Origin of the sequence: Glycocaulis albus (assembly GCF_014639075.1) — a bacterium.
GTDB lineage: Bacteria > Pseudomonadota > Alphaproteobacteria > Caulobacterales > Maricaulaceae > Glycocaulis > Glycocaulis albus.
Genome location: NZ_BMFS01000003.1, coordinates 23,902 through 38,005, shown reverse-complemented (window position 1 = coordinate 38,005; position 14,104 = coordinate 23,902). Strand labels below are relative to the sequence as shown.

The window sequence follows — 14,104 nt, the reverse complement described above, 5'->3', positions numbered from 1 at the left end:
GGCCCATGAGCCAGCCACGCAAGTCCGGCAAGCGCAACCCTATGGGCCATCGTCTGAAGCGCATGCGCGACCAGTCGATGCGCGCCGCCATTCCGGGTGCTGATGACGCGGCACCCCCATCCCTGCCCGCCAACGTGGTTGTGGATTGCGGCTGGGGCAGGCTCGCCTTCGCGCAGACGTTTGAAAGTGCGGAAGCGCTGGTCGATGTGCTGAGAAGCGAGGAAAGCACCAAGCGCGACATCGCGTTCTATATCCGCGACCCCCACGTCGTGCTGGCCGCGGCACCCCAGGAGCTGTTCCTGGACCCGTCGCATACCTACCGGCTTGATCTGGCCACCTACCGTTCCGGCAGGACGCCCTCGCGGGGCTATTTCGTACGGCGCCTGTGCTCTGAGGCCGACGCCAAGGCTGTAAACCGGATATACCGCGCCCGTGGCATGGTACCGGTCGATCCGGAGTTTTTCTGGCGCCAGCGTGACAGCCGCACTCTGACGGTCCTCGTCGTCGAGCACGACGATACCGGCGAGATTCTCGGCGCCATTACCGGCGTGGATCACAGCCGGGCATTCAAGGATCCGGCTCACGGTTCCTCGCTCTGGTGCCTGGCGGTTGATCCGCGCGCCAGCCAGCCCGGCATTGGGGAGGCGCTGGTGCGCCGTCTGGCAGAGCTGTTCCAGGCCCGGGGCGCGGCCTTCCTCGATCTGTCAGTGCTCCATGACAATGAATCCGCCATCGCGCTTTATGAAAAGCTGGGCTTCAAGCGCATTCCGGTATTCACGCTCAAGCGCAAGAATACGATCAATGAGAAGCTTTTTATCGGTCCGCCTCCCGAGGAACAGCTCAACCCCTATGCCCGCATAATTGTTGACGAGGCGCGCCGCCGCGGTATCGGCGTCGAGGTGCTGGACGCTGAAGGCGGCTTTTTCCGGCTGAGCTGGGGTGGCCGAGCGGTCACATGCCGGGAGTCGCTGTCCGAACTCACCACCGCGGTTGCGATGAGCCGGTGCGACGACAAGGCGGTTACCCGCAGGCTGATGGAAGCGGCCAGCGTGCCGGTGCCGCGCCAGCTCAGCGCCCGCGCGGACGAGGCAGAGCGCATGGCGTTTCTTGAAGAATGCGGCTCGGTCGTGGTCAAGCCCGCGCGCGGGGAGCAGGGACGCGGCGTTGTTGTGGGGATTGAAACAGCTGCGGATATGGACGCGGCACTCAAGCATGCGGCGAGCATCAGCCCCGATGTCCTGATAGAGGAGTGCGTGCAGGGTGATGATCTGCGTGTTGTGGTGATCAATGATGAAGTGGTTGCCGCCGCCTTGCGCAAACCGCCCGAAATCCTCGGGGATGGCGAGCGCACCGTCCGTGAGCTGATTGAGCGCCTCTCCCGGCGCCGGGCTGCAGCTACGCAAGGGGAGTCGCGCATACCGCTGGACGACGAGACCGCCCGGTGTGTCCGTGCCGGAGGTTTCGGCATGGACGATGTCTTGCCGCGCGGAACGCGCCTGAGGGTACGCCGGACGGCCAATCTGCACACCGGTGGCACGCTGCATGACGTGACAGCCGAACTCGGGCCAGCCATCGCGGCCAGCGCGCTGAAGGCAGCGCGTGCTATTGATATTCCGGTGGCAGGCATGGACTTTATCGTCACAGATCCGGCAGGCGACTATCATGTCTTCATCGAGGCCAATGAACGTCCGGGTCTCGCCAATCACGAACCCCAGCCGACGGCCGAGCGCTTTGTCGATCTGCTCTTCCCGTTATCGGCGGGCCGCCCTGAGTAATAGAAAGCCGATGCAATGCCTTTGATTGACGACACCTATATTGCCAGCTTTCTCAAGACCTTGCTGGAAACTCCGAGCCCGACCGGCTACACTGATGCGGTGACGCGCGTATGTTGCGCAGAGCTGGACCGGCTGGGCGTCAGCTATGAGATCACACGGCGCGGGGCGATCCGGGCGAAGCTGCAGGGCGGCCGCCGCCAGCCGGCGCGGGCCCTGATCGCCCATGTTGACACGCTCGGCGCGCAAGTGAAGTTCCTCAAGGATAACGGGCGCATGGAGCTTGTCCCCATCGGACACTGGTCCTCGCGCTTCGCCGAAGGTGCACGCTGCACCGTGTTTACCGCCGAACACGGGGCGTTCCGGGGTACGATCCTGCCGTTGAAGGCATCCGGCCACACGTTCAACGAGGAGGTGGACACCCAGCCCGTGGCCTGGAGCCAGGTCGAGCTCCGCCCTGACGTGGTAGCCGAAAGCCGCAGTGACCTGGCGGCGCTCGGCTTTAATATCGGCGATTTCGTCGCCATTGATCCGCAGGCGGAGTTTCTTGACAATGGCTTTGTGGTCTCACGCCACCTTGACGACAAGGCCGGCGTCGCGGCGATGTTTGCTGCCATCAAGGCGCTGGTCGAAGGCGAGGTCCAGCTTGCCGTCGACACCTATTTCCTGATCTCGGTTACCGAAGAGGTCGGTCACGGGGCGAGTTCGGTCCTGACCCACGACATTGCCTCCATGATAACGATCGATAATGGCACCACCGCCCCGGGCCAGAACAGCCGGGAGTTTGGCGTGACGATCGCCATGGCCGACCAGACCGGCCCGTTCGACTATCATCTCACCCAGAAGCTTCTGCGCCTGTGCCGCGAGGAGGAGATCGAGCACCAGCGCGACATATTCCGCTATTACCGCTCCGATTCAGCGGCCGCGATCGAGGCCGGTGCCGATGTGCGCACGGGGCTGGTGACCTTCGGCATTGATGCCAGTCACGGCTATGAGCGCATCCACATGCACGCCCTGCATTCCGTCGCCCGCCTGATTCACGCCTATGCTGCTTCGCGTGTGGAGATCCGCCGTGATGCTGAACCGCTCTCCGATTCCCTCAAAGGATTCACCGGCCTGCCGATGGAACCGGCTGACGAGGAAAGCTGGGACGGGCGAGATGATGCCCCCGGGCGTCCCTCGGAAGGCGGCAAGGGCTAGCCGTTTGCCGCCCGCTTGTACGCCGGTTCCGGCCAATGAATGTCTGGCAGCCCGCCGGTGACCGGACGGGCAAACAGGAAGCCTTGCATGAGATTGATTCCGAGTGCCCGAAGGGCTTCGAACTCCTCAATAGTTTCTATGCCCTCGGCGACCACTTTCAGGTCGAGAAGCCCGGCGGTGGCTATAATGCCTTTCAGGATTGCGCTCCGTCCCCGGTCGGCGTGCACATTGCGTACCAGGCCCATATCCAGCTTGATGACATCAGGGCCGAACTCTGCCAGCAGGCCGAGGCCGGAAAACCCGGCCCCGAAATCGTCAATCGCCGTGATAAGGTTGCGGGCCTGATATTCCCGGATGATGGATTTGACGTGATCAACATCTTCCATCTTCTCGCCTTCGGTAAACTCCAGCATGATCCGGTTGACGGGAAAGCCTGTCCGGTCGGCCGCGTCCAGCGTGGCGCGGATGCAGGCGGCCGGCACGTAAACGGCGTTCGGCAGGAAGTTGATGGACAATATCGGGCCATCCGCCTCATTGAATAATTCTGATGCCAATTCGATGGCCTTCACCCGGCAGGACTGGTCGAACGCATAGCGGTTCTCCGCGGTGACCTGATCGAGTACCCAGCCCGCGCCCTGGCCCTCCGGCCCGCGCACCAGCGCTTCATAGGCCCACACCCGGCGCGCCTCGATGTCGAGGATCGGGTGGAACGCCATCGTGAAGTCGAAGGGCGCCTTTACGCCGCCGCGGCATGCAGAACAGGGCATGAGGTGTGTCCGTGAAGCTGAAATCGCCCGGGACGGTAAGCGTGGAGTTATAATAAACTATTACAGCTAATGTGCTTTTTAACTATCGAGCCTGCCCTGCAGGGAGCAGGGCTTGCGCTGTGGCAAAAACTGCTAAGATGTGTTTTGCATCGCAGCATAAATCAGTCCGGACATTGCCCATGAAATATGACCCCGCTCGCCAGAGCGAACCTGCACCCGTCGACAGCCAGGACGTTCAGGGCCTTGCCGACGGGCTTGCCCGGCTCCTGCGTGTCGAGGAGATTGATACCGATCTTTATCGCGGTCCGCGCAATCCCGGCGGAAAGGGGCGCGTCTTTGGCGGCCAGGTGGTCGGCCAGGCCCTGATGGCGGCCTCCGGCTCGGTGGACGGGGATCGCTCCATCCATTCGCTGCATGCCTATTTCATGCGGGCAGGCGATGAGAACTTCCCCATCATCTACCGCGTGGAGCGCGACTTTGATGGCGGCAGCTTTTCAACGCGCCGTATCATCGCGATGCAGAAGGGTCAGCCAATCCTGAACATGGCGGCCTCCTTCCAGCGCACCGAGGAAGGCCTGTCGCACGCCGACTCAATGCCCGATGTGCCGGGGCCGGACAGCCTGAAAAGTGAAGCCGAACTCGCCGAAGAGCAGCGAGAAAGCCTGCCCGCCGGCTTCTACCAGATGGTGACGCGCCCGCGTCCGATTGAGCTTCGTCCTGTCGGTCCTTGGTCTCCCGGAAATCCGTCAAAGCTGGAGCCGGTCCGCCATATCTGGTTCCGCGTGCGTGGTGATCTCGGGAATGATCCGCTGTTGCACCGGGCGGCACTGGCCTATGCCTCCGACATGGCCCTTCTGGGTACGTCCATGCAGCCGCACGCGGTTAGCTGGGTTTCGCCGGGCCTGCAATCGGCAAGCCTTGACCATGCGGTCTGGTTTCACGGCCCTGTGCGCATGGATGAGTGGCTGCTTTACGCCACGGACAGCCCGTGGGCTGGCGCCGGCCGCGGTTATAATCGCGGACGCCTGTTCACTCAGGATGGCAAGCTGGTTGCCTCCACGGCGCAGGAAGGGCTTATCCGTATCCGGAAGAAGTAGGGACTATCGTGTCAGCGCCCCGAACCACGGCTCAAGGCGCTGGATTGCTTCCTTCACCTGCGGCGTCGATACGGCAAAGCTTATCCGCATGAAGCGGTGTCCATTGACCGGGTCAAAGTCCACGCCCGGCGCAGTTGCGACAAACGTCTCGCGTAGCAGGCGCTCGCAAAACGCCATCGAATTGTCGGTCAGATGGCCGATATCGGCCCAGATATAAAACGCCCCGTCCGGCGGCGCGATGGATGTCAGTCCCATACGTGGCAAGGCTTCCAGAAGGACGGCGCGGTTGGCCCGGTACGTCTCGACATGCGCATCCAGCTCCGCCCTGCAATCCATCGCGGCCAGCGCCGCGTGCTGGCTCAAGGATGGCGGTGTCAGGAACAGATTGCCGCGATAGGCGCGCGCCAGATCGGCCCGGTCGGCCGGCGCGATGACCCAGCCCAGCCGCCACCCCACCATGGAATAGTATTTGGAGAAGCTGTTGACGATGAAGGCCGTCTCGTCGAACTGCAGCGCGCTCGCCGCAGGCATGCCATAGGACAGGCCGTGATAGATCTCGTCAGAGATAATCCGTATACCGCGATCCCGGCAGATCGCTGCGATGGCTTCCATCTCGTCAGGGGGCAGTATCGTGCCGGTCGGGTTAGCCGGGCTGGCGATCACAATACCGGCTGGCGCGGGATCCATGTCCGCGATCATCTGTGCGCTGAGCTGAAAGCGTGTTTCCGGCCCGCAGTCGATCTCGACCGCTTCCAGGTGCACGGCTCTCACCGTGTTGCGGTAGGCGACATAGCCCGGCCGTGCCATCGCGATGCGCGCGCCCGGCTCAAGACCTGCCAGCATGGACAACAGGAGGGCCGGTGACGCGCCTGCGGTCAGGAGGACCCGGTCCGGCGCGATCTCCACGCCGTAGCGCTCATGGTAGTGGCGGGCGATCCGCTCGCGCAAACGCGCGCTCTCCCAATAGCCCATTGCGTCGCTGTCCAGCACAGCATGCGCGGTGTCGATGGCTGCTTGCGGCGCGCCGGTAGACGGCTGGCCGAACTCCATGTGGATGACGGGCTTTCCATCGGCTTTCAGCCGATGGGCAAGCTCTGAAATGGCGATGGCCTTGAACGGTTCGATGCGGGTTGTCATGCGGCCTGTCTAGCCGCCAAACAGTCTTCGCAAAAGCCCTGATGCACGAAGTGGCGGGAGCCGGCTGCGCCGGCTTACTCAGCCGCCGTCTTCAGTGCAGCGGCACCCGCGTCGCGGTGGCGCAGGGCGCGCCCCAGCTTCGTCTTGCCGTGAGCTGCGGTGAATGCTCCGTTGCGCCAGACCACGCCGCCACCGACGATCACATGGCTGACCACGCCGTCGGAGCGGTTGACCAGCTGTTCATGGTCGAACACGTCGCGATGGATGAACTTCAGCCCCGCATCGGAATCGTAGGTTTTGAGGGCTTCGGGATCGATGATGGCGATATCGGCAATATCGCCCGTGCCGATCCGCCCGGCCTCGATGCCGATAAAGTCTGCCGGATCGCGCGTCAGCCGCTTCACCTGCGCGGCAACCCGTTCAAGCCCCTCCATTTGCGCCAGCTGCAGGCAGCGCAGATTGCCATCATAGAAGGCCATATTGGTCAGGTGCGCACCGGAATCGTTGAAGCCCGGGAATATCTGCGGATCGGTGAGCAGCTTCTTCACGACCTCCATGTCCCGGTTGGCCGAGATCGTCCACCAGCGCAAATCCGTGTCGTAAAGCTGGAACAGGCCGAGCACGAAATACGGCTCGCCCTCATCCGGCGTGGTCGCCATTAACGGCAGGGCCTCGAACGCCGCACGCTCCTCTTCGGAGCGGATGACATCAGGCATGCCAAAGCTGACCTGATAGCGCTTGAACACGTCCTCGAACGTTTCGCCTACCCAGTCCGCAGGACAGCCCGAATGGAAAACCATTTGCGCCAGGTCACGGTCGAAGGCCATCTGCTCGGCGCGCATCTTGCGCTTCAGGCCGGCAATACCGCCCTGCTTGCCGTGCATCCACATGGCGGCGAAGCGTTGCTGATAGTCCGGATCAGCCAGGATGCGCAGGCGCGCTTCTCGGTCCTCAAGATCGGGCTCATTGAGTTCACGCAGCTCCGGAATTTCCTCCGCCAGCGGATTGACCGGGCCGTCCCAATACAGCCGGAAAGGTGCCGCGAGTGCCTGAAAGCGGAAATGCCCGTTGAACAGGGTGGAATTGAGAAGCCGGGTGAGGATTTTCGCAAGCTTGACGAGGTTGCGGTTCGCCGCCACGTCCATCGCCGCCACGGCGGTGACTTTCAGCGGCTTGCCGTGCGCGCGTCCGCTGGTCAGCAGAAAATTGCGGAACACTTCAGCCGGATTGTCCTTGGGCGGCGTTGCCTGCCACATGCGTCCCCAGCGCCGCAGGATCGCCGTCAGGCGCTTCAACTCCCTGTAGCTGCCGAACTGGGAGGGAATCTTCGTCTTGCGGTTCGGGTCTTCGGCCAGGAAATGGAAGGGAAGGGCATCGGTGGAGAAGCCGACATAGCCTTCTGCCATTGCCGTTTCCAGCAGGCTCTCCATGCGCTGCAGCTCCTCCTCGCTCGGATCGCGTGAAACACTGGTGCGCAGACCCATGACTTCGGCGCGCAGCATGGAATGGGGGACCATCGGGATCACGTTGACGCCCAGCTTCAGCGTATCGAGATGATCAAGATACTCCGCTGTCGTTGACCAGGTGGCGAGGTCTGCTGCCTTGCGCAGAACATGCTTGGGCATGTTCTCCACGCGGGCGAAGCAATCCACGATCGGATCCTCGCCATTACGGCGCTGATTGCCAAAGCAGATGCCCAGCGAGCAATTGGACATCAGCACGGTCGTGGTGCCGTGCCGCACCGATTCCGGCAGGCCGGCGTCCAGTTCAACTTCCAGATCGTAATGCGTATGGATGTCGAGAAGGCCGGGCATTACCCATTGGCCTTGAGCCTCGATAACCTCGCTGGCGCGTGCCGGGTCCAGGCTGGTGCCGTGTTCGGCGATGCGGCCATCGGCAATTGCGATGTCGCCCGTCATCGGCGTCCCGCCGCTGCCATCAATGACCAGCCCGCCGCGGATCAAAATGTCCCAGTCTTTGCTGGCCGTCATGAATATCTCCTCCCGGCATTCTTGTGCTTTGGCTAGAGTGTATGCGCCTTGCGGTGAAATTCCAGAAATGCCTCAAGCACTGCTTCCGGCGCCTCTACCTGCGGGTAATGGCCAATGCCCTCAAGGATCACCGTATCGGGATCAGGCACCAGCTCGCGGTAACGCGCGACCATATGTGCGCCCGATACCGGGTCCGCGCCGCCATCGATCACCCGCAATGGAATGCGTGCTGACGCCAGTGCTCCGACCCATCGTTCCCGATTACGGCGCCTCTCGGCGATATAGCAAATCAGCTTGTGACCTATCGGCTTCATCCCGCCATTATGCTCCACCAGTGCCCAGAAATCCCTCAGCTCGGCTGCGTCCGGCTTCGTCTGCGGTCCGAACACCTCGCTGAAACCGGCATTGAACCGCGCCTCGCTCATCAGGCGCGATACCAGAAAGCCGATCGGTGAATGCAGCAGTTTCTGGTTGAAGGTGGCGCGGTGAGTTTCCGGAAACAGCCCGCCATTCAGGAACACGACCGATTGCAGCTCGGGCGTGCCAGCCTCGCCCTCGTTATGCCGGGCAAGCAGCTCCTGCGCGACTGTGTCGCCATAGTCATGGGCCAGCACATGACATTCGTGGATGCCCAGTGTTTCGCACAGGCCGGCATGGAGATCGGCCTGATCGATTATGGAATAGCCGTAGGCGGCGGGCTTGGCAGAAAACCCGAACCCGATCATGTCGACGGCCAAGAGGCGGAAATGCCTGGCGAGCGGTTCCCACAGCGCCGACCAGTCCCACGAGGCGGTGGGAAAGCCATGGATCAGTAGCAGGACCGGCCGGTCGTCATGCGCCCAGTCCCCGCCCTTCCAGTATGCAATCGGCTGGTCCTTCCATGACCAGGACAGACTCTGCTCCTGCCAGGCTTTCAACGCGGGGGAGAGGGACATGACACAGGGTTCCGGGTTCCGGCAGCACAGCGTGATAGCCTGAGCCTAGTGTTCGCTGACAGATCGCTCAACAGGTTTTGCCCTATTGCCGTCACTGGCTGTATTGGGAATGGTAGCCGCGCGGTTCAGGAGGTCATGCGCGTGCGCCCCGACGTGGATGTGATCATTATCGGTGCGGGGCTTGCCGGGCTGCTCCTGGCAGAGCGGCTGGCCGTATCGGCCCGTCGCCGGATCCGCGTCGAGCTGCTTGAGCAGGCCGCGCAAATCCGTGTCTCGGCGGGCAGCTGGAGCTGGTATGAGCAAGGCAGGCCGCGCGCGGTCTTTGCCGCTAGCTGGCCCGCCTGGCGGGTGGGCGCCGGCTATCTTGCCGTGTCGCGGCGGTTCGTGAACGGGCGCTACGGCCTCATGCGGGGCGACGGTATGGTGCAGCGGGCGGTCGATACAATAAGCGCCAGTCAGGACGTCCAGCTGCGCACCGGCGTGACACTCGATGCCATGCACACATCGGGGGGGCTTGTCCGGCTGGAAACCTCTGAGGGCGCTGTGTCGGCTGCGCGGGTCATTGATACGCGGCCCGCAGGGGCCGAATTGCTGGGCCGCGCGCCGTGGGTTCGCACCGGCGTACGGGCGGAAGTGCGCACCGGCCCGGGGCTCTTTGAGCCGCAGACGGCCAGTCTCGTGCACCGTCTGCGCAAGGAGGGCCGCGCGCTGGTGTTTGAGACTATTCTGCCGCTGGCCGCCGATCACGCGATTATCGAGGCGGTGCGCATCGCGCCGGCAGCAGATGAGCGCCGTCCGGATTTCGATACGGCGCTGGACCGGATCGTAAACGGGGCCGATGCCGATATCGGCCTGCGCACACGCAGCGCCAGCCCGGTCGGGCTCCCGGACCGCTGGCCTGCTTTTACCGGTCTTGTTCATCGTGCCGGCAGCCGGGGCGCGGGGCTTGCGCTTGTCGGCGCTTCGGGCCGTGATGCCCGGCGCGCAGCTGACTGGGCGGGACGCGCCTTCGAGGCACTTACCAACGGACGTCCGCCACCCGGACTGCAGGCGCAGGCGGCGCTGACACGGCTGGCAGGCCGTGCCGTCATCGGAAGCCTGGCAAGCCGGCCGGCGCGTCTCGTCACCATGGCCCGGCGGACAAAAGGCGATAGCCTCGTCAGGGCGCTGGACGGAAGCGGCACGTTTCTGGACAGCCTTCAGCTTCTCTGGGCCGGGCGTTAGGGCCTGGCAAAGGGGAAGGATGTCACTGCACCATCGGATGCCGATGACACCAGCGCGGCATATTTTGCATAGGCTCCGGATCGATAGCGCGGCTCTGGCGGGGCGAATCCTGCACGTGCGCGCGCTGCCAGATCCGCGTCAGTGTCGATGCGCTGGGCGTCGACATCTATCCGGATACGGTCACCGTCCTGAAGGAAGGCGATCGGGCCGCCACGGGCCGCTTCCGGCGCGACATGGCCGACCATGAAGCCATAGGTGGCGCCGGAGAAGCGGCCATCCGTTATCAATGCCACATCATCACCCAGCCCCGCGCCCTGGATGGCGGCCGTGACGGCCAGCATTTCACGCATGCCCGGCCCGCCGGCCGGACCTTCATAGCGGATGACGACGACATCCCCCTTGGCGATCTGCCCGGCCTGGACAGCGGCGAAACAGGCATCCTCATTGTCGAACACGCGGGCGGGCCCTTCGAAGGCAAGCCGGTCGTGTCCAGCCAGCTTGGCAACGCATCCTTCCGGCGCAAGATCGCCGTAGAGGATGCCAAATCCGCCACGCGCCTTGAGCGGAGCGCCCGCCTCGCGGATCACATCCTGTCCGGCGGCTTCCTGTGCGCCGGATACTAGCGCAAACAGGTTGTCGCCGGTGATGGCCGGCGTGTCGGTGATCAGTCCGGCCTCCATCAACCGGCGGCCAAGCAAGGGCGAGCCTCCGGCGCGCGCCATGTCCGGTGCCATATAACGTCCGCCCGGCTTCAGGTCGGCGATTACCGGCGTGGCGCGCGATATGGCGTCGAAGGCATCGATTCCGAATGCGGACGGGTCCAGCCCGGCTTCGCGGGCAATCGCTACCAGGTGCAGGACGGCATTGGTGGATCCGGCCGTTGCGCTGACGGCCGCGGCGGCATTGCGCAAGGATGCCGGTGTCACGAAGCGGCGGGCGTTGCGCCCTTCACGGAACGCTTCGACGACGAGCTCTCCGGCCCGTCGCGCAGCATCCGGCTTTCTGGGGTCGGTAGCCGGAATATCGTTCAGCCCCATCGGTGACAGGCCCAGGAAGGTCAGCGCCAATGCCATGGTGTTGGCAGTGAACTGTCCGCCGCACGCGCCTGCTCCAGGGCAGGCCTGCCGCTCCACTTCACCCAGCTCCGCCTCGCTGATCCTGCCGGCCGCACAAGCGCCGACGGCCTCGAACACATCCTGTATGGTAACGGGTTTGCCGCGAAGCTGCCCTGGCATGATTGACCCGCCATAGAGTATGACGCTGGGCAGATCGAGACGGGCTGCCGCCATTGCGGCTGCCGGTATCGTCTTGTCGCATCCGGCCAGGAACAGCACCGCATCCAGGCAATGTCCGCGTACGGCCAGTTCGGCTGAATCGGCCACACACTCGCGGCTCATCAGGCTGGCGCGCATGCCCTCGGTACCCATCGCAATCCCGTCAGTGACCACGATGGTGTTGAAGTCTACCGGCGTGCCGCCTGCCGCCAGTATGCCCTCGCGCGCATGGTCCGCGAGCGTGTTCAGATGCATGTTGCAGGGCGTGACGCTGGTCCAGGTATTCACAATGGCGATCATCGGTTTGGCCATCGCCTCGTCATCATAGCCTGCCGCCCGCAGCATGGCCCTGGCCGGAGCGCGGCTTGGTCCCTCAATCAGGGTTCGCGACGGTGACTTTCCCGGTATGGCCATTATACAGCTCCTTCAGGAATTGCCGGCGTGAAAAAGGCCCCGGACAGGGCCGCCGTCAGGGCGTCCATGCCGGCCTTCATCTCGTCGACAGTCGAGGGTCTGCCCATCACCGCCGCAAGCGGCGCGCTCGGCTGCACGGCCTGTCCGATCAGTGGCTCCACGATGTCAGCAAACTTGTACGGGTGCGCCGTAGCTGCCGCTATCCAGACGCGTTGTTCGCGAGCGGCCTCCGGCAGCCGGTGCCAGGCCTCGGCAGCGATGGCGGAGTGAGGACACCAGATATAGCCGGTGCGCTCGAAATCGTTCCGGATCCGGGCACGGATGGCATCGTCATCGACACGTTCCACACTGATGGCGCGCTGGTCTGAGGCCAGATGGTCAAGGCGCTCGAAATTGCTCGGCGTGCCGATATCCATGGCGTTCGCCAGCGTGACGACCGATGGCCGCGGCCGGTATACGCCTGTCCGGTTCCAGTCGTGCAATGTCGCATTGGCGTTGGTTGCGATTACGACAGGGCCTATGGGCAGGCCGATGGCGCGGGCATAGAGCGCTGCCAGGCCGTGCCCGAGATTGCCGCTTGGAATGATCAGTCCAGGGATAGTGCCGCTGCTGCGCCACGCTCTCAGGGACGCCTCGGCCAGATAGACCATCTGCGGCAAAAGCCGCACGATATTGATCGAATTGGCGGAGGTAAGCCGGAATCGCCGTACCAGCGCATCATCGGCGAATGCCTGCTTTACCAGCGCCTGACAGGTATCGAAATCACCGTGCACGCGAAAGGCGCGCACCGGCGCATTCCAGCAGGTCAGCTGATGCTCCTGAAACGGGGAGACCCGTCCCTTCGGGTACAGAACGGCCAGCTGCACGCCCTTGCGGCCTTCGGCCGCCTGTGCGGCCGCGCCGCCAGTATCACCGGATGTTGCCACAAGAACCGTGAACGGATTTCCGCTCCCGGCAAGATGGTCCAGCGCACCCATGAGAAAGCGCGTGCCGAAATCCTTGAACGCGCCTGTTGGCCCGTGGAACAGCTCCAGCGCGCGCAGGCCCGGCCTTGCCGGATCAGGAATTGTGAGAGGCACGGGGAAGTCGAAAGCTTGCGAGCAGAGTGCCGGCAGATACGCTTCAAGCGCATCGTCCGCAAAGAACGGCTCCAGAAGCCTCACGGCCAGGTCTGCGAGCGGCAGCTCCGCTTCAAGATCGCGAGGCGCTATGCGTGGCAGGGATTGCGGCACGAAAAGGCCACCCCCCGGCGCGCCACCCTGGCAAATCGCCTCGCTCAGCCTGACGGGCTGACCACCGCGCGTGGAGACATATTTCACCCCACCGCCTCCGAGACCGGCTCAAGCCTCGCACCGCGTGAATTTATCGGTGCGTGATAGGCGCGGGCCGGCTGTCCTTCCGCGGCAAACGCCGCGCACATTGCAGCTTCAACGCCCGCCCGGTCGCCTTGCGCGCACCAGGCAAACATGGATGGTCCCGAGCCGGAGAATGAACATCCCAGCGCGCCGGCCTCCAGGGCGGCGGCCTTGACAGCAGGAAGGGCTGGCAACAGGTACCGCCGCTGGGGCTCGACCAGCACATCCTCCAGCCCTGCCCGGATCAGCTCATGATCGTCGGCGGCACATCCAGCGACGAAGGCCGCCAGACGCCGCGAATGGTCCACAACCGTTTCCATGGCGACGGACGGGCGCAAGATTCCGCGTGCTGCGCGGGTTTCGATCTCGGCATCGGGATGGGCGATGATGGAGACGAGACCCGATGGTGCCGGGATGCGGCGCACCTGACCGGCCTCCAGCCTTGCGGCGATGACCAGACCGCCCAGCAGGCTGGCCATGACATTGTCCCAAGGGGGCGGATCGGAGGAAACGCGCTCTCCCTCAAGGCTGAACAGCAATAGCTCTTCATGAGGACAGGGCTTGTCCAGCAACGCGTTGACGGCGACGGCTGCGGCAACGGCCGACGCGGCAGACCCGCCCATGCCCGCGCTCAGCGGCACACCCTTTTCGATGTCCAGCCTGACGCCGAACTTCGCGCCAGCCGAATCCAGCAGGGCCTTTGCCGCTGCCAGTGCAGTGTTACGCTCCGCTGTGTCAGGCAGGTGGGTCAACCGGCCGGAAACCTTGCCGAGACGCACGCCGGGCTCTGGCTCGCGGTGGGCCGTGACCACGTCCTGTAACGCGTCAAACGCCTGCCCGAGAATGTCAAAACCCGGCCCCACATTACCGATACTGGCCGGCGCACTCGCTCTTGCGATGTCTGTCATCGCGCGCATCCTTTCCTTGCCGCCCATCGG

The 14,104-nt window shown here is 63.9% G+C and carries 11 protein-coding genes; 4 read left to right on the top strand and 7 right to left on the bottom strand.

Annotation, left to right across the window (positions count from 1 at the left end; translation table 11 throughout):
• The first annotated feature begins 5 nt into the window (after positions 1–5).
• Complete coding sequence (gene ngg, locus IEV75_RS04145) at positions 6–1,775, top strand: N-acetylglutaminylglutamine synthetase (protein WP_188451296.1); 1,770 nt, start codon at positions 6–8, stop codon at positions 1,773–1,775.
• 15 nt (positions 1,776–1,790) lie between these two features.
• Complete coding sequence (locus tag IEV75_RS04140) at positions 1,791–2,972, top strand: osmoprotectant NAGGN system M42 family peptidase (protein ID WP_188451295.1); 1,182 nt, start codon at positions 1,791–1,793, stop codon at positions 2,970–2,972.
• Here the strand turns inward: IEV75_RS04140 and IEV75_RS04135 are convergent.
• A complete protein-coding gene (locus IEV75_RS04135; protein ID WP_188451294.1) occupies positions 2,969–3,739 on the bottom strand; it encodes an EAL domain-containing protein in 771 nt (256 codons plus the stop codon). The genes IEV75_RS04140 and IEV75_RS04135 overlap by 4 nt on opposite strands.
• Positions 3,740–3,918: 179 nt before the next feature.
• Between IEV75_RS04135 and IEV75_RS04130 the strand changes: the two genes are divergently transcribed.
• Complete coding sequence (locus IEV75_RS04130) at positions 3,919–4,836, top strand: acyl-CoA thioesterase (RefSeq protein ID WP_188451293.1); 918 nt, start codon at positions 3,919–3,921, stop codon at positions 4,834–4,836.
• A gap of 3 nt (positions 4,837–4,839) precedes the next feature.
• On the opposite strand, the gene IEV75_RS04125 is transcribed toward IEV75_RS04130, so the two are convergent.
• The 3 genes from IEV75_RS04125 to IEV75_RS04115 all read right to left on the bottom strand — a co-directional run bounded on the left by IEV75_RS04125 (position 4,840) and on the right by IEV75_RS04115 (position 8,899).
• Positions 4,840–5,973, bottom strand: coding sequence for a pyridoxal phosphate-dependent aminotransferase (locus IEV75_RS04125; protein ID WP_188451292.1), 1,134 nt, complete (start codon positions 5,971–5,973; stop codon positions 4,840–4,842).
• A 74-nt stretch (positions 5,974–6,047) separates the two neighbouring features.
• Complete coding sequence (locus tag IEV75_RS04120; RefSeq protein WP_188451291.1) at positions 6,048–7,964, bottom strand: N-acyl-D-amino-acid deacylase family protein; 1,917 nt, start codon at positions 7,962–7,964, stop codon at positions 6,048–6,050.
• Positions 7,965–7,996: 32 nt separating this feature from the next.
• Complete coding sequence (locus IEV75_RS04115; RefSeq protein ID WP_188451290.1) at positions 7,997–8,899, bottom strand: alpha/beta fold hydrolase; 903 nt, start codon at positions 8,897–8,899, stop codon at positions 7,997–7,999.
• A 135-nt stretch (positions 8,900–9,034) separates the two neighbouring features.
• On the opposite strand from IEV75_RS04115, the gene IEV75_RS04110 reads away from it, so the two are divergent.
• Complete coding sequence (locus tag IEV75_RS04110) at positions 9,035–10,123, top strand: lycopene cyclase family protein (protein ID WP_188451289.1); 1,089 nt, start codon at positions 9,035–9,037, stop codon at positions 10,121–10,123.
• Here IEV75_RS04110 and ilvD read toward each other — a convergent pair.
• Genes ilvD through IEV75_RS04095 form a run of 3 tightly spaced genes read right to left on the bottom strand, consistent with a single transcriptional unit; the run spans position 10,120 to position 14,074 of the window.
• On the bottom strand, positions 10,120–11,811 hold the full coding sequence (gene ilvD / locus IEV75_RS04105) for a dihydroxy-acid dehydratase (RefSeq protein WP_188451288.1): 1,692 nt from the start codon (positions 11,809–11,811) through the stop codon (positions 10,120–10,122). The two genes, IEV75_RS04110 and ilvD, sit on opposite strands and share 4 nt — an antisense overlap.
• Complete coding sequence (thrC, locus tag IEV75_RS04100) at positions 11,811–13,130, bottom strand: threonine synthase (RefSeq protein ID WP_188451287.1); 1,320 nt, start codon at positions 13,128–13,130, stop codon at positions 11,811–11,813. Before thrC ends, ilvD begins: the two co-directional genes overlap by 1 nt.
• Positions 13,127–14,074, bottom strand: coding sequence for a homoserine kinase (locus IEV75_RS04095; protein ID WP_188451286.1), 948 nt, complete (start codon positions 14,072–14,074; stop codon positions 13,127–13,129). Before IEV75_RS04095 ends, thrC begins: the two co-directional genes overlap by 4 nt.
• Positions 14,075–14,104 lie beyond the last annotated feature (30 nt).